Origin of the sequence: Paenibacillus sp. O199, from assembly GCF_001636635.1 — a bacterium.
GTDB lineage: Bacteria > Bacillota > Bacilli > Paenibacillales > Paenibacillaceae > Paenibacillus > Paenibacillus marchantiae.
Genome location: NZ_LGRP01000030.1, coordinates 28624 through 50425 on the forward strand (window position 1 = coordinate 28624; position 21802 = coordinate 50425).

The 21802-nt window shown below is 47.2% G+C and carries 17 protein-coding genes; 2 read left to right on the forward strand and 15 right to left on the reverse strand.

Going from position 1 to position 21802, the window contains the following annotated elements:
* Window positions 1-32: 32 nt before the first annotated feature.
* Genes A6049_RS26680 through A6049_RS26690 form a run of 3 tightly spaced genes read right to left on the reverse strand, consistent with a single transcriptional unit; the run spans window position 33 to window position 2125 of the window.
* The gene (locus A6049_RS26680) at window positions 33-728 is read right to left on the reverse strand and encodes a hypothetical protein (protein WP_143038172.1); all 696 of its coding nucleotides are present in this window, start codon (window positions 726-728) and stop codon (window positions 33-35) included.
* A gap of 33 nt (window positions 729-761) precedes the next feature.
* Window positions 762-1487 (reverse strand): polymer-forming cytoskeletal protein, encoded by a 726-nt coding sequence (locus tag A6049_RS26685; RefSeq protein ID WP_063567513.1) that lies wholly within the window; start codon window positions 1485-1487, stop codon window positions 762-764.
* Between the two features lie 14 nt (window positions 1488-1501).
* Window positions 1502-2125: a YhbD family protein gene (locus A6049_RS26690; RefSeq protein ID WP_063567514.1), complete on the reverse strand. Its 624-nt coding sequence runs from the start codon at window positions 2123-2125 to the stop codon at window positions 1502-1504.
* A 221-nt stretch (window positions 2126-2346) separates the two neighbouring features.
* Between A6049_RS26690 and A6049_RS26695 the strand changes: the two genes are divergently transcribed.
* A complete protein-coding gene (locus tag A6049_RS26695; RefSeq protein ID WP_063567515.1) occupies window positions 2347-3135 on the forward strand; it encodes an alpha/beta hydrolase in 789 nt (262 codons plus the stop codon).
* 172 nt (window positions 3136-3307) lie between these two features.
* On the opposite strand, the gene argH is transcribed toward A6049_RS26695, so the two are convergent.
* The 7 genes from argH to argC all read right to left on the reverse strand — a co-directional run bounded on the left by argH (window position 3308) and on the right by argC (window position 12513).
* Window positions 3308-4711, reverse strand: coding sequence for an argininosuccinate lyase (argH, locus tag A6049_RS26700; protein WP_063567534.1), 1404 nt, complete (start codon window positions 4709-4711; stop codon window positions 3308-3310).
* Between the two features lie 105 nt (window positions 4712-4816).
* Entirely contained in the window at window positions 4817-6052 is a 1236-nt protein-coding gene (locus A6049_RS26705; protein ID WP_063567516.1) for an argininosuccinate synthase, read from the reverse strand.
* Window positions 6053-6145: 93 nt separating this feature from the next.
* Entirely contained in the window at window positions 6146-7114 is a 969-nt protein-coding gene (argF, locus tag A6049_RS26710) for an ornithine carbamoyltransferase (protein WP_063567517.1), read from the reverse strand.
* 202 nt (window positions 7115-7316) lie between these two features.
* A complete protein-coding gene (locus tag A6049_RS26715) occupies window positions 7317-8573 on the reverse strand; it encodes an acetylornithine transaminase (protein WP_063567518.1) in 1257 nt (418 codons plus the stop codon).
* Between the two features lie 369 nt (window positions 8574-8942).
* Complete coding sequence (argB, locus tag A6049_RS26720) at window positions 8943-9782, reverse strand: acetylglutamate kinase (RefSeq protein WP_063567519.1); 840 nt, start codon at window positions 9780-9782, stop codon at window positions 8943-8945.
* 326 nt (window positions 9783-10108) lie between these two features.
* Window positions 10109-11347 carry a bifunctional glutamate N-acetyltransferase/amino-acid acetyltransferase ArgJ gene (argJ, locus tag A6049_RS26725; protein ID WP_063567520.1) on the reverse strand — a complete coding sequence of 413 codons (1239 nt, stop codon included), beginning with the start codon at window positions 11345-11347 and terminating at the stop codon, window positions 10109-10111.
* A gap of 116 nt (window positions 11348-11463) precedes the next feature.
* Window positions 11464-12513, reverse strand: coding sequence for an N-acetyl-gamma-glutamyl-phosphate reductase (gene argC, locus A6049_RS26730; protein WP_063567521.1), 1050 nt, complete (start codon window positions 12511-12513; stop codon window positions 11464-11466).
* 319 nt (window positions 12514-12832) lie between these two features.
* Between argC and cls the strand changes: the two genes are divergently transcribed.
* Complete coding sequence (gene cls / locus A6049_RS26735; RefSeq protein WP_063567522.1) at window positions 12833-14281, forward strand: cardiolipin synthase; 1449 nt, start codon at window positions 12833-12835, stop codon at window positions 14279-14281.
* 225 nt (window positions 14282-14506) lie between these two features.
* Here the strand turns inward: cls and A6049_RS26740 are convergent, their stop codons facing one another.
* From A6049_RS26740 to A6049_RS26760, 5 genes are all read right to left on the reverse strand, one after another.
* Window positions 14507-15412 carry a YitT family protein gene (locus tag A6049_RS26740; RefSeq protein ID WP_063567523.1) on the reverse strand — a complete coding sequence of 302 codons (906 nt, stop codon included), beginning with the start codon at window positions 15410-15412 and terminating at the stop codon, window positions 14507-14509.
* A gap of 99 nt (window positions 15413-15511) precedes the next feature.
* Window positions 15512-16625 (reverse strand): peptide chain release factor 2 gene (prfB, locus tag A6049_RS26745; protein WP_097115779.1). Its coding sequence is split into 2 segments (ribosomal slippage): window positions 15512-16552 and window positions 16554-16625, totalling 1113 coding nucleotides; the frame shifts between segments, so codons are not numbered across the junction.
* 435 nt (window positions 16626-17060) lie between these two features.
* Window positions 17061-19565, reverse strand: a complete 2505-nt coding sequence (gene secA / locus A6049_RS26750; RefSeq protein ID WP_063567525.1) for a preprotein translocase subunit SecA — start codon at window positions 19563-19565, stop codon at window positions 17061-17063.
* Window positions 19566-20538: 973 nt separating this feature from the next.
* Complete coding sequence (gene hpf, locus A6049_RS26755) at window positions 20539-21102, reverse strand: ribosome hibernation-promoting factor, HPF/YfiA family (RefSeq protein WP_063567526.1); 564 nt, start codon at window positions 21100-21102, stop codon at window positions 20539-20541.
* A gap of 417 nt (window positions 21103-21519) precedes the next feature.
* Window positions 21520-21717, reverse strand: coding sequence for a cold shock domain-containing protein (locus A6049_RS26760; protein WP_024631599.1), 198 nt, complete (start codon window positions 21715-21717; stop codon window positions 21520-21522).
* Window positions 21718-21802 lie beyond the last annotated feature (85 nt).

The following is a 21802-nucleotide window of genomic DNA, read 5'->3' on the forward strand; positions in this document are numbered from 1 at the left end:
AATTAGTATATCCGAAAAGTTACGGCGGATAATCAGTCCAAGGACCGATTGCTTTGCACCAAAACTTCCGATTGCGGATGAATTTGCAGAGAAGAGCGGTATTCCACAGTACCAATTCGGCACCCAGGGCCAATTTTTATTTTATCTCCTCGTACAACCTCGGCCTCCGTGTTCTCAAGTTCAATTTCGTCGCCTTCGATTAGATTGGCCTTGAGAATAGACTTGTTACCAGTGAACAAACCCTCCAGCAGTTTTCCCCGCGAATTCTTTACTGATATGATGGAACCGCCCATTTCCTTGACCTCGGATGGACCCATAATTTTAAGTGTCATACTTTCGGCACTGAGCATACCCGTTATCGTAAAACGGCCATTCAACTTCATATTCTCCACCTGACAATCGCCTGACACATGAAGCTCGCCTACTACTTTCATATGTTCAGCTTTTGCATACAGGTTAGAAGTATAATTGCCCTCCTGATCTTCGTCGCGGGCAGCAGCCCGCTCTTTCAGGGTAAGGGTTCCCGTAATTTTGATATCCGTTGATTCCAGAGATCCGTATATGACGGATGTGCCAGTGCATTTGAATTGATCACAGATCAGATTATCATTAAATGAGGAATCCCCCACTACCTTGACCTTGCCGTACACACCGCCAGAAGAACTGCCGTCGCCGATGATGCTAATGTCATGTTTTTTATCCAATGAACCAGCAAAATGGTTATTCAAATCCATCACATCCCTTTCTTTTCATATCAAAATTTAAATCCGCTGACTGCTGCCCACCTTGGCATCTGGATCAACCTCTAGTTCACCCGAATATTCGACCAACCTGATGTTACAGCCACGACCGATATGAACCTTGCTACCACGAACAATATCAGCCTCGGTATCTTCCAGCACGATTTCATCCCCCTCAATCAAGGATGACTTGAAGGACGGAGTACCGCCTAGGCCAATACTTTTCCAAAAACCAGTCTGTTCCTTACGCCGAATATCAATGCGTTCCCCGCCAATCTCTCTCGCCGAAGAAGATGTATGCAGCCTGATCTCTACCGTTCCCGCATTCAGAAAGCCACTAATTTTAATATTGCCCTGTACGTTCAAAGACTCACATTGTACATCGCCCTCAATATCAATCACGCCACCAATATCGATGCGTTCCCCATCTACCCGTCCGCGAACAGTACACTTCCCGTTGACTTCAAGCTCAGGGCTTCGGAGGTCTCCGTTAATGGTTGTTAAGCCATCCACACGAACACGAGAACTAATCAAGGGGCCGTTCAGCGTGCACATGCCGTTGATCGTTGCACTCTCTGAGCTCAAAGCACCGTGCATCTTCAATGTTCCATTCACATTCATGGAGGTACAGTCCAGGTTACCGTTTACTTTAGCCATGCCATCGATAGATACCCGGTGAAAATTCCCGCCTGCCGTTTGGCTCATGCCCGCTACGTTCAGATCATTGCGCAAATTACGTTCCTCCATATATGATCCTCTCCTTATCCCAATTTGAGTTTTAACTCTTCCATGAACGTCCCCATCGACTGCCTGAGAACGACCTTCACACCATTATCAAAATAAAGCTCTGTTCCTGCTGTTACCAGCATGAATGAAGGGACACCCATCTTGCGAATAAGCACCAGCTCGCTTGGTTTGCCTGTGAAACGATAATAATGCTCGGACATGACATCGATTAGCAGCGTACCCTCCTGCCGGGTAATATCTCCGCTCATTAGCAGCTTATCGAGTACATAAAGCATCATGATCTGCTCCAAAGCATACAGCGGCCGCTCCCGACCCGCTTCTTTCAACAGCTCAAGCGAAATGTTCGAAACAATGTTTTGCTCTAACAGCTCCTGAGCGGACATTTCCACTTCACCCAGCGTTGGTGAAAACACGTCTGCCAGTTCATCCAGTGACAAGCCGTCTTTCATATTGAGAATCTTGTCAATCCGCAGTAAAATCTGTTGTTTTGGAAAAAAAGTTTCTTGTCCCGTATAGGACGACTTCCGAATAAACCATTCCTCCGGAATGAGATTCTTCCGTTTCCAGCGGTACAACTGGCCGTAGGAGATACCCGTCAGGTCCAGCAAATCTTTTTTGGAGATCAAATCATCCGTCATATATGGTCCCCCTTTGTGTTGAAAAGAGTGTAACATAACATTGTTACGCTGTAAAGAAGGTGAATAACTAGTGTTGAATTTCTTATTATTGCAATGAAAAGACTTTGCGTATAACCTGTTTATTATAGATACTATGGAACCATTATGGATTCTGATCCCATCCTATTGAATCGGGTCAGGACACATCGTTAATGGACTTATGAAAGGGGTTTCTCCTATACATGGCACTTATTAAATGCGACTTTTACTCTGACACGCTTGGTCTAAGCACCAGCATGCATGTCATCCTGCCACAACAGACCCACAATCAGATTGGAATGGAGAACGTATCCGGTCTGGGGTTACATCCCACGCTGTATCTGCTGCACGGGCTATCGGATGATGACTCCATCTGGCTGCGCCGTACATCCATCGAACGATATGTTGCGGACCTTGGTATTGCCGTTGTGATGCCTCAGGTACATCGCAGCTTCTATACGGATATGGCGGAAGGCGGACGCTACTGGACATTCATCAGTGAAGAGCTGCCTGCACTTGCACGTTCCTTCTTCCCGCTATCACACAAACGTGAGGACAACTTTGTTGCTGGCTTGTCCATGGGTGGCTACGGAGCATTCAAGCTGGCACTTCACAAACCGGAGCAATACGCCGCTGCGGCAAGTTTGTCCGGAGCACTCGACATGGTAGCGCATATGGATAACCGAATTGTTAAGGCATTAAGTGATGCTGAGTTCAAACGGATTTTCGGAGCAGAAATTAAAGGTTCGGAGAATGACTTGCTGCATCTGCTCGAAGAAAGCAAAGCAAGTCAGGGTCCAAAACCTTTTCTCTACCAATGCTGTGGGACAGAGGACTTCCTGTATGACGAGAATCAAACGTTCCGTCAAGCTTGTGCACAGACCGATTTCCAGCTGACGTACGAGGAAGAACCCGGTGGACATGACTGGGGATATTGGGACGAGAAGATCCAGAATGTGCTGAAATGGTTGCCTTTGCGTGAACGTAAGTAGTCGACACTGGCACTCCAATGACAGGACAACCTTCCGATCGCTGTTATCCAGTAAATGTTGAGTTGAACATATCTAAATCGTTGTAACACACAAGAAAAGCAGGCCGTTGAGAAGAAATTCTCGGCCTGCTTTTTTCGTTATATATCTTTATTTCATTCTAGTAACTGTGGCATTATCCCCGATTGGTGATCCATTGCTCTGTAATTTCCAGCACCTTTTCACTCCGTCCAATCGCCTCAGCCACCTGATTGGAAGCTGTTCCGCCGTAAACATTACGAGCATTTACAACCGCTTCTGGTTGCAGCACGTCGTAAATACGCTCATCGAACAACGGAGAGAACTGACGGAATTCATCGATGGTCAGATCCAACAGATACTTACCGTTCTGGATACAATACAATACCGTCTTACCGATAACTTCATGCGCTTGGCGGAATGGCAAACCTTCGCCCACGAGGAAGTCCGCAATATCTGTAGCGTTGGAGAAATCCTGATTGACTGCTTGACGCATCCGAACCTTGTTGACCGTCATCGTTGCAATCATCGGAGCGAACAATTGAAGTGCACCTTCCAGCGTCGCTACCGTGTCAAACATGCCTTCCTTGTCTTCCTGCATGTCTTTGTTGTAAGCGAGCGGAAGAGATTTCAACACGGTCAGCAAACCGATCAGGTTGCCGTACACACGTCCTGTTTTACCACGAACGAGTTCCGGAACGTCTGGATTTTTCTTCTGTGGCATAATGCTGCTGCCCGTGCAGAATGCATCATCCAATTCAACAAATCCAAACTCCGTGCTGCTCCAAAGTACCAACTCTTCGCTCAGACGGGACAAGTGAGTCATGATCAGCGAAGCGGCTGCCAGGAACTCTACGATAAAGTCACGGTCGCTGACCGCGTCCAGACTGTTCTCATATACACCATCGAAGCCCAGTTGTTCCGCCACAAAATGACGGTCAATTGGGAACGTTGTGCCTGCAAGCGCACCTGCACCCAGTGGCAAAACGTTAATGCGTTTGTAGCTGTCCATAAGACGCTCTGCATCCCGTTGGAACATCGATACATACGCCATGAGGTGATGAGCGAACAGAATCGGTTGTGCACGTTGAAGATGCGTATATCCCGGTGCAATCGTATCAAGATTATCTTTGGCTTGTCCGATCAGCGCTTCCTGCAACGAGTGCAGCATGCCAACAAATCCAACTACGCGCTCACGCAAGTACAAGTGCATATCCGTCGCCACTTGGTCATTCCGGCTACGTCCTGTATGTAATTTGCCGCCTACAGGGCCGATGGTATCGATCAGGTTTTTCTCAATATTCATGTGGATGTCTTCATCCGATACGGAGAATTCCACTTCGCCTGCACGGATTTTGTGCAGAACAGTGATCAAACCTTCTTTAATCGTCTCTACATCCTCTACTGGCAGAATTCCACATTTGCCCAGCATTGTTACATGAGCCAGACTTCCTTGAATATCTTCCTCGGCCAACGCTTTGTCAAAGTTGATTGACGCTGTATATTCCTCAACCAGGTGATTGGTTTGTTTGGTAAAACGTCCTCCCCACAGCTTGCTCACAGTGAGTACTCCCCTTTCGCTCATGGACAAAGCCGCTCCTGCCAGATGTGCAAGAACGGCCCGCCTTGTCAGTTATTATCGTGATGCTTTATATGCATAATGAAATTAGTTTTTGTTTTGTTCCACACCGGAATTTACTTTCAAACGCAATGCATTCAGGCGGATAAAGCCCGTTGCATCTCCTTGATCGTATGCTTGTGTTGGATCAGCTTCCATCGTGGCAATGTCCGGGTTGTACAGGCTGACAGGGCTTTTCACACCTGCGCCGATGATGTTGCCTTTATACAGTTTCACACGAACGGTACCTGTTACATTTTTCTGGCTTTCAGTCACCAGCGCTTGCAACGCCAGACGTTCTGGTGCGAACCAGAAGCCGTTGTAAACGAGTGTGCTGTAACGTGTGATCAGGCTATCACGCAAATTCATGACTTCGCGATCCATCGTGATGGATTCCATTTTGCGGTGAGCAGTGAACAGAATTGTTCCACCTGGTGTCTCGTATACGCCACGGCTCTTCATGCCAACGAAGCGGTTCTCTACCATGTCCACACGGCCGATACCATGTTTGCCACCAAGTTCGTTCAGTTGCTCCATCACTTGCAGTGGGCTCAAGCGCTCACCATTCAGTGCAACACAGTCACCTTGTTCGAATTCAAGTTCAACATATTCCGCTTGATCCGGCGCATCTTCAGGTGCACTGCTGAGCAGGAACATATCTTTGTTCTCGTCCGCACTTGGATCGAACCAAGGATCTTCCAGCACGCCGCTCTCATAGCTGATATGCAGCAGGTTACGGTCTGTGGAGTACGGTTTAGCCGCCGATGCGGTTACCGGAATGCCATGTTTTTCAGCGTAAGCGATCATCTCTGCACGTCCCGGGAACTGATTGCGGAATTCTTCCAGACGCCAAGGCGCGATGACTTGAATGTCTGGTGTCAACGCAGCTGCGTTCAGCTCAAAACGAACCTGGTCATTCCCTTTACCCGTAGCGCCGTGAGCAATTGCTGTAGCGCCTTCTGCACGAGCGATATCCACCATACGTTTAGCGATCAGTGGACGTGCGATACTTGTGCCAAGCAGGTATTGTCCTTCATAAAGGGCGCCTGCCTGGAACATTGGATAGATGAAATCTTTGGCGAACTCGTCGCGCAGATCATCAATATACACTTTGGAAGCGCCTGTAGCGAGAGCTTTTTCCTCAAGGCCGTCCAATTCATCCTTTTGTCCGATATCCGCCGTAAATGCGATAATCTCCGCATCATATGTTTCTTTCAACCATTTCAAAATTACAGATGTGTCCAACCCGCCGGAATACGCGAGTACAATTTTTTCTTTAGCCATGTTCAATGGTCCTCCCCAAGATCAGTTGCTATAAACTTTTATCTATCATCGCGAAATCTGCGCCTAAAATCAACCCATTCAGGCAAACAGCATCTATTCGCTCATTAACGCAGCCATCAATGCTTTCTGCGCATGCAGTCGGTTCTCCGCCTGATCAAAGATCAGGGAGTTAGGTCCGTCAATTACCCCAGCACTCACTTCTTCTCCGCGGTGAGCTGGCAGGCAATGCAGGAACATATAATCCGGCTTCGCGCCTTTCATCAGTTCCTCATCGACCTGATACGCAGCGAATGCTTGTTCACGAATCTTCTGTTCCTCTTCAAAACCCATGCTCGCCCATACATCCGTATACACGATATCCGCATCTTTCACAGCTTCCTGAGCACTGTACGTTACAGTCACCTGTGAGCCGCTCTCCTGTGCAATGCTGCGCGCCTGCTCTACAACTGCGCTGTCAGGCTCATAGCCTTCCGGAGTCGCTACTGCAACATGCATACCCATCTTCGCTGCACCAAGCATAAGGGAATGAGCCATGTTATTGCCGTCTCCGACATAAGCCATTTTCAGACCTTCCAGCTTGCCTTTGTGCTCCAGCACAGTTTGGAAGTCTGCGAGTACTTGGCACGGATGTGCTGCATCGCTCAGGCCGTTAATAACCGGAATATCCGCATGTTGTGCCAGTTCAGTCACATTATGGTGTCCAAAGGTACGAATCATGATGCCGTCCAGGTAACGTGAAAGGACTTTGGCTGTATCATGTGTCGTTTCCCCGCGACCGAGTTGGATATCATTTTTGCTCAGGAAGAGCGCGTGTCCGCCCAGTTGGAACATACCGACTTCAAAAGATACACGCGTACGTGTAGATGATTTTTCAAAAATGAGTCCGATCGTTTTGCCTTGGAGTGGCTGATACGGCACACCGTTTTTTTGTTTGCCTTTAATCTCAATCGCAAGGTCCAGCAAATAGCGGATTTCCTCCGCTGTATAATCTGTAAATTCAATGAAATCTCGGCCTCTAAGATCGACCTTCTGTACCTTTTCCGTCTGTTGCACTTGTGTCATGTTAGTGTTGTCCTCCTTATTTCCGGTTCCCTGCACCCGCATGGGCAGAAGAATGAGTACAAATGGGTTGAGACCAGCCTGCTTGCTGGTTATGTTCAACTTCCGCAAGTTACCGCGCGGCTACAGGGATTCATGATTCATCATTTTGTTCCGCTTCGAGGCCCGCGAAGGCCCCGAGTCAGAAAGGTTGTATAAAGTCTTTTTAGGCGTTCTTCGCCGCCACATGCTCTTCAATCAACGTAGCTACCAAGGATACCGCCTCATCGATCTCTTCCTTGCTCACATACAAGTTTGGAAGCAGACGAATGACATTCGGTCCTGCGGAAACAAAGAGAATGCCTCGTTTCTGACCAGCAAGCACGATGTCGCCTACCGCTTCAGCACATTCGATTCCAACAAGCAGACCCAAACCCCGAACTTCTTTTACAAACGAATTACCAGCCAAACGCTCCCGCAGAGAGTTCATCAGGTATTCGCCCATTTCAGCTGCACGCTCTGGCAAATGATCTTCGAGCATGGTTTCAATCGTTGCAATGACCACAGAAGAAGCAAGCGGTGTACCGCCAAACGTTGTTGCATGACTGCCCGCAGTAAACGCATCCTTCAAATAACCTTTACCCAGCATCGCACCTACAGGGAATCCACTACCAATACCTTTGGCTACCGTGAAAATGTCCGGCTCAATGCCATAATGCTCATGCGCGAACAGTTTGCCTGTACGTCCCATTCCGGTCTGTACTTCGTCTACAATCAACAGCAGTCCGTGCTCTTCACACAGTTTGCGAACGTGGTGGACAAAATCTGGTTTGACCGGATGCACGCCACCCTCGGCTTGCACCATCTCCAGCATAATCGCTGCTGTATTGGGTCCGATCGCCGCTTCGAGAGCCGCTGTGTCATGCAATGGTACGGTTACGAATCCGGCTGGCAATGGCAAAAATCCTTCTTTCACCTTATCCTGCCCAGTTGCTGTCAAGGTTGCGAGTGTCCGTCCGTGGAAGGATTGGGCAAATGTAATGACTTCGTACCGACCTGTGCCTTTTACCTTCTGGTGATAGCGACGCGCCAGTTTGATTGCCGCTTCATTCGCTTCTGCACCACTGTTACAAAAGAATACAGCGTCTGCGCACGTATTTGCAGTCAACAAAGCCGCCGCTTTTTCCTGACCTGGAATCTGGAACAGGTTAGATACATGCCACAGCTCATCAATCTGAGCTTTCAGCTTGGCTCCGACTTTCTCCGGTGCATGGCCCAGACTCGTTACAGCCAACCCGCACATGAAATCAAGATAACGATTGCCCTGATCATCCCACAGCCAGCTACCTTTACCTTTGACCAAACTGATTGGATAACGCGCATACGTTTGGAAAAGAGAGCTTTCCGTCTGTGCCGTTGCACCTGTCGCTGCTACGCCCGCTACTGCTGTGCCAGAACCTGGCTGTTCATTGCCTTTTGCCATCACCTATCACTCCTATTGGTTGGTGCAACGGCAATCATATAAGAGCTATAATTTACACTAGACCACTCCGATTGCAGGACCATCTTTTGAACGTACGCATACTCCACTTCGATGACAGAACAACCTTTCGATCGCTGTTATCCCCGGATTTTTTTGATTGATCCTTAAAGGGGAAAATCCGGGGATAAAGGCGCACGCTTCGCTTCTTCAGGTTATTTCTGTCCTCTACGTTATGCATTTTTATTCTTCAGATTGGTTCTGCACCCTACGTTATTGTGTGTGTAATATTAGATTTCTTATATAAAAAAGCGATGCACATATTTTTTTATTTACTATAAGACCATGAAGACACTAGCGCACTGAGAATAATTATTGCATACGGATAATTCGGGTTCCTATCGTTTCTCCGCCAAGTACACGGCTCAGAATCTGTGGTTCGCTGCCATCTACGATGATGACCTCACGCACTTTGCCGTGAATACAAGCGATCGCTGCACGCACCTTTGGAATCATGCCGCCATAGATTTCTCCGGTTTGGATCATATCCTCAATCTCCTGTACAGAGACGGATGACAGTACTTTTTTCTCGCCACCTACATTCTTCATAATCCCAGGGACATCGGTCACTACAATCATCCGACTCACTCCGAGATGGGAAGCTACCGCACCTGCGGCTGTATCCGCGTTGATGTTATAGCGCTGCCCGGATGCATCCACACCAACTGGCGCGATAACTGGCATATAGCCCATTCCCACAATACCTTGAATAATCTCCGCGTTAACGCCCGTCACGTCACCTACCCAACCAATCTCTGAATGGTTGCTAACCGGTTTCGCCTGGATCAAACCACCGTCCACACCCGACAATCCCAGCGCACGTCCACCGACACTTTGGATTAGACGTACGATCTGTTTATTAATACTCCCCGCAAGAACCATCTCCACGACGTCCAGCACGGGTTCCGTTGTTTTGCGCAATCCGTTCACAAACTCGGTCTCAATGCCCAGCTTCGCCAAATTATCCGAGATCGCAGGACCGCCGCCATGTACGATCACAGGCTGAGTTCCCTGGGACTGCAAGTCACGCAGATCTGCAAAAAAGGATTCAGGCAACGCCGCCAGCGTGCTTCCTCCGCATTTCATTACAAACGTCTGCTTCTCGGCACCTGCCTCTGTTCCGATACTCTCATTTTGCAATGTTGAATTCATGAGGGCACTCCTTTCAATTCAAATGTTTTAACGAGATTAACACTTCATTGATGCAATATTCTTCGGCTGACGTTCCGAATCCGGATCGTTCTTTCGATCGCTGTTGTCTCCAGGTTTTTTTTGAATCCCCTCTTTTGAGGGGAAAACCCGGAGACAAAGGCGAACGCTGCGCTTCTACAGAATCGATTCCGCCTTCTCTACTAACTTCGCAGTTATCAACCACCAAAGAAAGTTCAATCCTTATACATTTTCAACATACTTTACGAAGCAGCTACTCATAGGAAAGCAGCATTCTCCGTTAACGTGTAAATATAAATAGTTGCTTATTACGTGCGGTATGCCGCGTTGATTCGTACATAGTCGTACGTCAGGTCACAGCCCCATGCAATGGCTGTTCCGTCGCCGTGGTGCAGATCGACCACAATCCTTACGGTATCAGTCTGCAAGTAGGCCAGCGCGGCTTCTTCGTCGAATACGACTGGACGGGATTGGGAGAGTACAGCGATTTCTCCAAGACGGATATCAACCGTTTCCGGGTTCACCGGCTGTCCTGCTCGCCCTACGGCTGCAATAATTCGTCCCCAGTTGGCATCTGCGCCAAACATCGCGGATTTCACCAGGCTGGACCCAATGACGGTCTTTGCAATAGCTTGCGCAGATTCATCACTTACGGCACCCGTTACCTGTACTTCTACCAGCTTGGTTGCTCCTTCGCCATCGCGCGCAATGGCTTTGGCAAGCACTTCACACACATAAGTAAATCCGGCAGCAAAAGCTTCCCAATCCGGATGTTCCACGGTCAGCTCTTCGTTACCTGCCAGACCACTGGACATTGCTACCAGCATGTCATTCGTGCTCGTGTCTCCATCCACTGTAATCATGTTAAATGTATGATTGGTCGCCTGACGCAGCAGGCGCTGCAACGCTTCTGCACCGATGACCGCATCAGAAGTCATGAAGGCCAGCATGGTCGCCATATTCGGATGAATCATCCCCGATCCCTTGGCGGCACCTGCAATCGTAATCGTTTTGCCGTTCACCTCAACGGAGACGCAGGCTTCTTTTTTCACCAAATCGGTTGTCAGAATAGCTTGGGAAAAATGCTCCGCTTCTTCTGCTTCCTTGCCCAAACGTGCCGGAAGTGCGGTAATCCCCGAGTGTACAGCGTCCATCTTCAGTAATTCACCGATAACACCCGTGGAAGCGACAGCAACATCCTCTTCTGCTACCCCCAATTCACGTGCAGCCGCCGTACGCATGGCGTAGGCATCCTCTTCACCTTGTTGTCCAGTACACGCATTGGCATTCCCGCTGTTCACGATGACTGCCTGAAGGCGTCCATTGCTCAAGCTCTCACGTGTGACTTTCAAAGGTGCGGCCTGGAACACGTTCGTTGTATACACCGCAGCTGCTGTTGCCGGCACGTCACAGCGAATCGCTCCGATATCGTTACGAGAAGTTTTTTTCAATCCGCAATGCAGTCCACCAGCAGTGAACCCATGCGGGGTTACAATCGTTCCGTTCTCAACTATTGTAAAAGCCTTTTGCTCCACATTTGTTCCCATATGTTATCCCCCGTTATGCGTTCGGCTGCATGCCGATTGTCCGCTTGCTTTGCCTGATCCGTCTTCCCCACGTGGTTTCGGAATTGCGTCAAGACACTCTCCCAATGATTCAAACCTTATGGATATACCGGTGTCATGTTCAGCCCGAGGTTCTCCTCCCATCCCATCATCAGGTTCATATTTTGAATGGCTTGCCCGGATGCACCTTTTACCAGGTTGTCGATGACCGAAATAATCGTCAAACGACCTGTACGAGGGTCAGCCGCAAATCCGATATCACAATAGTTCGATCCGTACACTTCCTTCGTTGAAGGCCAGATCCCCGGCTCACGTACACGCACGAACGGCCGATTCTCATAATATTTGCGGTACAGATCAACGAGTTCACGGTCACTGTGTTCACCAGTTAGATTGGCATACATCGTACTCATGATTCCACGAGTCATCGGTACCAGTTGAGTTGTGAATGTTACAGTGACTGGAGTGCCAGTGATATTTCCCAGCACTTGCTCGATTTCGGGAATATGCTGATGTTTGTTCAGTTTATATGCTTTGAAATTCTCATTCATTTCTGCATAATGATTCGTCAGACTTGTTCCCCGCCCTGCACCAGATACGCCGGATTTAGCATCAATGATTATACTGGAAGGGTCAATCCACCCTGCTTCAACAGCTGGAATCAATCCGAGTAACGTAGCCGTTGGGTAACAGCCTGGGTTGGAAATAAAGTTCTTGCCCTTCACTTCGTCGCCATACACCTCTGCCATGCCGTATACCGCCTGTTCCAGCAATGAAGCAGATGGTGCCGGATGTTTATACCACTCTTCATACACCGTTCCATCCTTAAGTCTGAAATCTCCAGACAGATCAATGACCTTAAGACCTGCTTCAAGCAGACTCGGAACGAGCTTCGCGCTTACACCAGACGGGGTTGCTGTGAACACCAGATCTGCACGACTTGCGATCTCAGCCGGGTCTACGCCGTCGAGTGGCCTCTGAATCACGTCCGTCAAATGCGGGAATCCATCTGCGATGGACTCACCACTGCTGGATGAAGAGATTACCGAAGTAATTTCAACCTGCGGATGGTTCTGGAAAAAACGAATCAGTTCCACCCCGCCGTAGCCGGTGGAACCGACGATTGCCACTTTTAATTTGTTATTCACTCTCGCTCCCCCAATCTTGTCGTATGCGCTACTTATACTGTTCTCCTGCTCCCAAAGAGCTTTCATACAGCAATTCCGTCGCTTCTATGCATATTTGTGTATTATTATACGACTCTAGTTATATAAATACAACACTCTATCATCAATTTTACATGGATTCTCATCACTTCCGAACATATCTTTCCAACATCTGCGGACGAACCCGTATACTTCTGCTAAAATACGTATTATAGGAAACATTACAACCAGGATCTAATCTACACGATGAAGGGTTTATGATTGGATTCATGATGGTCATTATGAGACATGGGGGACTACAGTGCATATCGAATCCATTTTACTTGTTGTACTCCTGGGCCTGAATATTATTTTCGCTGCAGCGGTCGTTTTCTTCGAACGAAAGGATGCCAGTGCATCCTGGGCTTGGCTGCTCGTCTTGAACTTTATTCCGGTGTTCGGGTTTGTACTCTACTTATTAACAGGGCAAAACCTGACGCGCTACCGACTTTTCCAGTGGAAAGAGCGCAAGAAGCTTGGGCTTGAAGAACGTATTGCTGCCCAGCTTGCACAGCTGCAAGACAATAGAACACCTTTCCGTAATCAAGCGACAGAGAGTAGTCAGGACATGATTTATATGAACCTGAAGCAAAACGATGCTCTGTTGACCGAAGACAACGCGGTCGAGATTATTACCGACGGAACAGACAAATTCCAGCGGTTGCTCGATGATATCGAGGCAGCGAAAGATCATGTTCACGTGCAATATTACATTTATAGAGGCGACCGACTCGGTAAAAGAATCCGGGATGCACTTATTCGTAAAGCGCAAGAAGGTGTCAAAGTTCGTCTGCTGTATGACGCGCTGGGATCACGGCGGGTATCCAAACGCTTTTTCAAAGAATTGCGCGAAGCAGGCGGTTTAGTTGAGGTCTTTTTCCCATCCAAATTCAGTCTGATCAACCTGCGTATGAACTACCGAAATCACCGCAAAATCGTCATCATTGATGGCAACCTTGGATATACAGGCGGGTTTAATGTAGGCGATGAATACCTCGGCTTGAATTCCAAGTTCGGTTACTGGCGCGATACTCATTTGCGTATTCAGGGTAATGCTGTTCATGCTCTTCAGACCCGTTTTCTTCTCGATTGGAATGAAGCGTCTAAGCAGCACGATACCCCATATGTTCCGGCGCATTTCCCTCATATTGAGGGCACAGGAACAACTGCTATGCAGATTGTATCCAGCGGACCGGATGCAGAGACAGAGCATATCAAGAACAGTTATCTGAAAATGATTAATGGAGCCAAACATTCGATTCTGATCCAAACACCTTATTTTATTCCAGATGCCAGTGTATTCGAAGCCATTCGTCTTGCGTGCCTGTCAGGAATCGATGTTCGCATTATGATTCCAAATAAACCGGATCATGCCTTTGTATATTGGGCTACGCTATCTTATATCGGTGAGTTGTTAAAAGTGGGAGCAACCGTGTTCATCTACGATAACGGCTTTATTCATGCCAAAACGCTCATTATCGACAGTATGGTCGCATCTGTGGGAACCGCTAATATTGATTACCGCAGCTTCCGACTGAACTTTGAGGTAAATGCCTTTATGTATGACGAGGCGATTGCGACTACTCTTGTGCAGACGTTTGAGCATGATCTTCTTGTATCCCGTGAGATGACGCTGGAGGAATACAATAAACGCAGTGTGAAGATCAAATTTAAAGAAGCGATTTCTCGTCTGCTGTCTCCGATTCTGTAGATACAGTAGTTATAGCAGATACAGTAAGTAGTACAGTGATTTTCGTTCCAAAAGACAAAACAAAAAGCAGGTACTTCCTTTCCAGCTATTTCTGGTGGAGGAGCACCTGCTTTTTTTAGATCATATCTTTAATTGCTTAAAGTTAAACGAATGACCTCTACACTGATCTCCGTTATCATGTGAATGTGTTAAATTTGATTTATAGAGTGCCCTACTCGCTGTACCTTACAATTCCCCACGCTTAAAGCCTTCGCCCAGTACTTCATGCGCATTGCTAATAATGACAAAAGCCCCAGGGTCCACTGACCGAATTAAAGCTTTTAGTCTCGGCACCTCATTCTGTCCAACGACCACCATCAGTACGGTTCGCTGATCATCGGTGTAACCACCTTTTGCCTCCAGCTTCGTCAGTCCGCGATCCAGATCATCCAGAATCACCTTCGTAATCGGTTCGGTCTGGTTGGAAATAATATAAGCTACCTTGGAGTTACCAAGCCCCATCTCGACGGCATCAATGACTTTTCCTGTAACGTATAACCCGATCAGAGCAAAGAGTGACTGCTCCAATGACAATACAAAGGCTGCCATAATAATGACCGTAGCATCCATCATCACAACGCAAAGAGAGTAACTCAGTCCGCTGTATTTCTGAACGATTCTGGCCAGAATACTCATGCCCCCTGTTGAACCTCTACCTCGGTATACAATTCCAATCCCGAGACCAACCCCAATTCCTCCATAGAGAGAACCGAGCAGTGGATTCGTTGTTGGAATGGCCCAGTCTTTCGTAAGATATACAAACAGTGGCAGTACAACGCTGCCGAGTACAGAACGTATACCATACTGCTTGCCAATCAGGAGAAAACCCGCGATCAGAAGTGGAATATTAATAGCCCACTGGGTGTATGCCGGCTCAAGTCCCAGCCAATGTTTGCCTAATATCGATAACCCGGATACCCCGCCTGAAGCAATCTGGTTCGGAAGTAAAAATAAATTAAAGGCCACGGCAATCAAAAACGAACCTAAAATAATGGATACGGTATCTACAACGTTTCTCCATGGGCCGTTCAGGGGAATGAGCGTGGTTAGCCTCTTCTTGCGGTTATTGTGTAACTGCTGTTGCTGTTGCATGTCATCTTGCTCTCCTTTTTTGTATATATGCTCAAAAAAAAGCCCCTGTATACACCCAGCATACGCCTACACGTATCGGGTCTATACAGGAACTTTTGATTAATCGGTATCTACTTTAATCTGGCTGCGCAAATAACCATCGATGAATCCATCGAGGTCGCCATCCATTACTGCTCCTGTGTTTCCAGTCTCCACGCTCGTACGGTGATCCTTTACCATACTATAGGGATGGAACACATAGGACCGAATCTGGCTACCCCACGCAATATCCGACTGTTCTCCTCGGATTTCGTCCAGATGTTGTTTTTGTTCTTCAATTTTACGCTCATACAATTTGGAACGAAGCATCGTCATCGCCCGCTCACGGTTCTTGATCTGTGACCGTTCATTCTGGCACGTTACAACCACACCTGTTGGAAGGTGAGTAATCCGTACGGCTGAGTCGGTGGTATTGATATGCTGTCCACCCGCGCCACTCGCACGGTACGTATCGATTTTGAGGTCTTCTGTCCGAATGTCCAATTCAATGGTGTCATCAATCTCAGGAACCACATCACAGGATACGAAGGAAGTATGTCTGCGTCCTGAGGAGTCAAAAGGTGAGATCCGCACCAATCGGTGGACACCCTTTTCGGCTTTCAGATACCCATAAGCGTTATGCCCCTTGATGGATAGCGTGACACTCTTGATGCCTGCTTCATCTCCTGCCAGATAATCCAGCACCTCAACCTTGAAGCCACGTTTCTCAGCCCAGCGTGTATACATCCGCATCAGCATCTGTCCCCAGTCCTGTGACTCGGTACCACCAGCACCCGGGTGAAGCTCCAGAATCGCATTCATCTTGTCATACGGCTGATTCAGGAGAAGCTGTAGCTCGAACGCTTCTACCTTGCTTACGATGGCTGTCACGCTGTTGCCGATCTCCACAGCCAGATCATCATCGCCTTCTTCGTCAGCCAGTTCTGCCATCATGACCGCATCGTCATAATCTTGCTGCAGCTTGGTGTATTGATCCACAGATCCCTTTACCGCGTTCAGCTCAGCAATTAAAGATTGTGCCTTATCATTATCATCCCAGAAATCCGGGGCGGACATCTTCACTTCGAAGTTCTCGATCATCTCTTGCTTGAGATCTAAGTCAAAGAGACCCCCTAAGATTTGTTAGTTTCTTGCCTATTTCACGCAGGTCCTGCTTCACGCTTGGATCGATCATGTGCAATTCCTCTTTTCATTAAGATAAGCTCCCCGCATCCAGGGCATTCCTCCAGATCAAGTATCCGATGCTTCACCTTGGAGTCTCGGTTACCTTTATATCGGCAATCCTCTTCTCCTTGATCATGGTCACATAGTTATAACTATGCACCAATTACAGGTTATGCATCCTTCACTTGATCATTTGGAATACCCGGCTGCAAGGAGCCGTTCATGTCATTCTATTTAAGTTGATCCAGCATTCGTTACACCTTACCACTCCAATTGCAGTAGCATCTTCCGATCGCTCTTATCCCCAGATTTTCTCGATTCCCTCTCACAAGGGAAAAATCCAGTGATAAAGGCGAACGCGTAGCTTCTCCAGATTGCTTCCGCACTCTCCGTTATGGTGTAAAAAATTTAGATCCAACTTATACACAGGGTAATATAAGAGAGTCTACTCTTGACCGTGGCAGTGTTTAAACTTTTTGCCGCTGCCACATGGACAAGCATCGTTGCGTCCGATTTGGTCAGACACTTTTACCGGACGTTTCTCCGTAGGCTCGCCGCTTGTCGAGATCTGGCTTTCGTCAACAACCGCTTGACGCTCCTGATTGCTCTCGATTTGTGCTCTCATCACATAGGTTGCCACTTCTTCCTGAATCGAAGCGATCATCTGATGGAACATTTCGAAGCCTTCAAATTGGTACTCACGCAGTGGATCTGTACCGCCGTAGGCACGAAGGTGGATACCTTGACGCAATTGATCCATCGCATCAATATGATCCATCCATTTGCTATCTACTGCACGGAGCACAACCACTTTCTCGAATTCACGAACCATCTCTTCACCGATTCGCTCTTCACGTGCATTGTACTTGTTCTGAACTTTCTCAAACAGGTAGTCAATAATCTCTTCTGCTTCTTTGCCCCACAGATCATCTTTCGTTACAGAGCCTTCATCCAGCAATTTGCTGTTCATGTAGTCGGCAACTTCCTGCAGTTCCCAGTTTTCCGGAATATCATCACTGCAATGAGCTTCCACAATACGTTCAATGGAAGGCTTGATCATATCCATAACAATCTGTTTGATATTCTCGGACTCAAGCACTTCGCGGCGCTGTTTATATATAATTTCACGTTGTTGGTTCATAACATCATCATATTGGAGAACGACTTTACGTACGTCAAAGTTATTACCTTCAACCCGTTTTTGTGCCGACTCTACCGCACGGGTAATCATCCGGCTCTCAATTGGTTGGTCTTCTTCAAAACCAAGGCGCTCCATCATGTTCAGTACATTGTCTGCACCGAAACGTCTCATCAGTTCATCACCCAGTGACAGGTAGAACTGTGTAGAACCCGGGTCACCCTGACGTCCAGCACGTCCACGCAGCTGGTTATCAATCCGGCGAGATTCATGACGCTCTGTACCGATGATATGAAGGCCGCCCACTTCAGCTACACCTTCGCCCAGGATAATATCTGTACCCCGTCCAGCCATGTTGGTTGCAATTGTTACTGCACCCGCTTGTCCGGCTCCTGTGATGATCTCAGCTTCCTCAGCGTGATATTTGGCATTCAATACCTGGTGACGGACACCACGGCGTTTCAGCATATCAGAAATACGCTCGGAGTTTTCGATGGAGACCGTACCAACCAGAACCGGTTGGTTCTTGCTGTGACGTGCAACGATTTCTTCCACAACCGCGTTGAACTTGCCATCGATGCTCTTGTACACCACATCAGCCATATCATCCCGTTTGTTTGGACGGTTGGTTGGAATCTGCAATACTTCGAGACCGTAGATTTTTTTGAATTCTTCTTCCTCGGTCTTCGCTGTACCCGTCATTCCCGCGAGCTTGCGGTACATCCGGAAATAGTTCTGGAATGTAATTGTAGCAAGAGTCATGCTCTCGTTCTGTACTTCAATGCCTTCTTTGGCTTCGATCGCTTGGTGCAATCCATCGCTATAACGACGTCCTGCCATCAGACGGCCTGTGAACTCATCGACGATCAGTACTTCTTCATCACTCACCACATAATCGACATCACGACGCATGATTACGTTAGCTTTCAATCCCTGTACGATGTGATGGTTGAGCGTAACATTGGCATGATCATACAAGTTTTCGATACCAAATGCTTTCTCCGCCTTCGCCACACCAGCTTCAGTCAAAGCTACGGATTTCACCTTGATGTCCACCGTAAAGTCTTCTTCCGGAACTAGACGTTTCACGAAACGGTCAGCTGCATAGTACAGGTCCGTGGATTTCTGAGCTTGTCCGGAAATGATCAGAGGTGTACGTGCCTCATCGACCAGAATGGAGTCCACTTCATCAATGATACAGAAGAACAATGGACGTTGAACCATCTGCTCTTTGTACAACACCATGTTGTCACGCAGATAGTCAAAGCCAAATTCATTATTCGTTCCGTACGTAATATCACATGCATAAGCATGTTGTTTCAAAGCATGGTCCATACCGCTCAGGTTAACCCCTACCGTCATGCCCATGAATTCATAGATTTGTCCCATTTCCTGGCTATCCCGTTGAGCCAAATAATCATTGACCGTTACCACGTGTACACCTTTGGACGTCAATGCATTCAGGTATACCGGGAGTGTTCCTACCAGTGTCTTACCTTCACCCGTCTTCATCTCTGAAATCCGGCCTTCATGAAGGGCAATGCCTCCGAGCATCTGTACGTCATAGTGACGTTTGCCCAGTACACGGCGAGATGCCTCACGTACGGTTGCAAATGCTTCAGGAAGAAGTTCATCTGTTGTTTCTCCCTTTTCAATGCGGGCACGGAATTCATCCGTTTTGGATTTCAGTTGTTCATCAGACAGAGCCTGAAATTGTGGTTCCAGTTTATTGATCACATCGACTGTCTTCATCAGACGTTTAACATCACGTTCGTTCATGTCGCCGAAGATCTTTTTGACAAGTCCTAGCATGGTATACCCCTTTCGTGCAAAACAGAATAGACCCCCTGTTGCCGCCGCGCGACACCATCGGATGGATATGCATCCACTTGCCCGGGGGTGACAAACGATATAATTTGAGCTTACTGAAGGTTACACTCCATTACTCAGCTAGCAGAATGTCCTTCCGATCGCTGTTATCCCCTGATTTCTTTATCTCCTTCTCAGAGGTAGAAATCTGGGGATAAAGGCGAACGCTTCGCTTCTACAGGTCATTTCTGCCCTCTTCGTCATCCGTGTAAAAATCAAATTCAAATTATATGAGAAATAATAATATAAGATGAATCAACTCCAGGCTTGCCAATGTTCCTCATGAAGCTGATTCGGTATTCAACCGGATCCGGTTATTAGAAATAAGCCGAATACCGAGCCTTATGAATCATGTTCATGGTGCTGTGCCTGTCATTGATTATGATTAGCGATCATTCGTTGACAATTCCTCATCAGGACAATGATTCTCTTGCATAAATTGTAACAGTTTGTAAGGGTCGCCGCAACACGCCACGGCACACTTCTTTGAACTTCTGAAGCCTTTCCGACGGAGTTTAAGTGCAAAAAATCATAGTCGTTAGCGGAAGCCCTTGATTCTATCGTTTCATTTTCCAGTTAGATAAGGCATGTTAACGAATTTTGATGGTAAATTTGGATGAAAATCTCAATATAGAGAAAAAGAATACATCTTTAACGACTTCTCCGCAAGCACTAAAAATTTTGCTTTCACTTTGCACGGATTGGTCTCATTCCTACTATCTATTAGACGCAGTAACATGGGAAATAGTTTCACAATCTTGCTTCAGCGACTTTTTTCCAGTCCATCTACGCACAAAAGAGCCCCATCCCATAATGGATGGAGGCTCTTGTTAGTTTAATCCAATACAGGAATCGAAAGTATCCCTGTCTTCATTCGTTATCATTAAGGAATCATTTTTCATTTCAATTCATTGGTTCAACCTTGTTCAATCAAACCGTATTTACCATCGTTCCGTTTGTACACAACACTGACTTCTTCGTTCTCAATGTTGGAGAATACGAAGAAATTGTGGCCGACCATGTTCATTTGGAGGATAGCCTCTTCCACGTCCATTGGTTTCAACATAAACCGTTTCGTCCGCACCACTTCCAAGTCATCATCTTCGGTTTCCGAATCCAGTTCAGCGGTAGCCACTGTACCTGTCGGATCTTCGACGAAGAGCGTTTTCAGGCTGCCTTCCTGGCGGAACTTACGGTTAATTTTCGTTTTGTGTTTACGGATCTGACGTTCCAGCTTGTCCACCACGGAATCAATGGAAGCGTACATATCGTCGCTCTCATCCTCGGCGCGGAGCACAATGCCTTTCAAAGGGATCGTCACCTCTACTGTATGCAAGCCTCTCGTCGTGCTCAGGGTAACAGCACCGTCAGAGTTAAGGGGTGCATCGAAATACTTCTCGAGTCTACTCAACTTTTTGTCGACATAATCCTTCAAAGCATCGGTAACCTCGATTTGTTGACCTCGAATACTTAAATTCATAGGGCACTCCTCCTTTTCCTTTGCCACTTCATTATAACACGAATGTAAGCGCCATGTAAAAACTCCCGGTGACCGAATAATGACATCTGTTCAAGCCACATCAGCCAACATAGGCTTACCGCCATATTTCGCGATATTTCACCATTTTGAGGCATAATCGTTAATTAACATGGATGGTCTTATTAGGCGCTTGATGATGTAATTAACCGTTTCTGAGCTCCTTCAATCTATTATGTAAAATGAATACAAACTATGTCTTGAATCTATCAAATTTATATGAATAATGTTCTATGGCTGATTCTCAAATTTCGAATCTATTAAAACAAAAAAAGACCCCGGAAAAACCGGAGTCTGATGCTAGCGATAATTCAATTGGTAACCATCTAACCATATATGTAGGTCGGATTGTCCGGATGATTATAATTTGATTACGTTAGCTGCTTGCGGTCCACGCGCGCCTTCGACGATGTCGAATTCTACGGATTGACCTTCTTCCAAAGTTTTGAATCCTTCGGATTGAATTGCGGAGAAATGTACGAATACGTCGCCGCCGTCTTCAGTTTCAATGAAACCGTAACCTTTTTCTGCGTTGAACCATTTTACTTTACCTTGCATGCACTAACATTCCCTTCGTCATCAAATGAAGTGAGGTTGTGTCAAAGACCCTTGCCCACAACTCAGATAATACCATCCAAAGTTA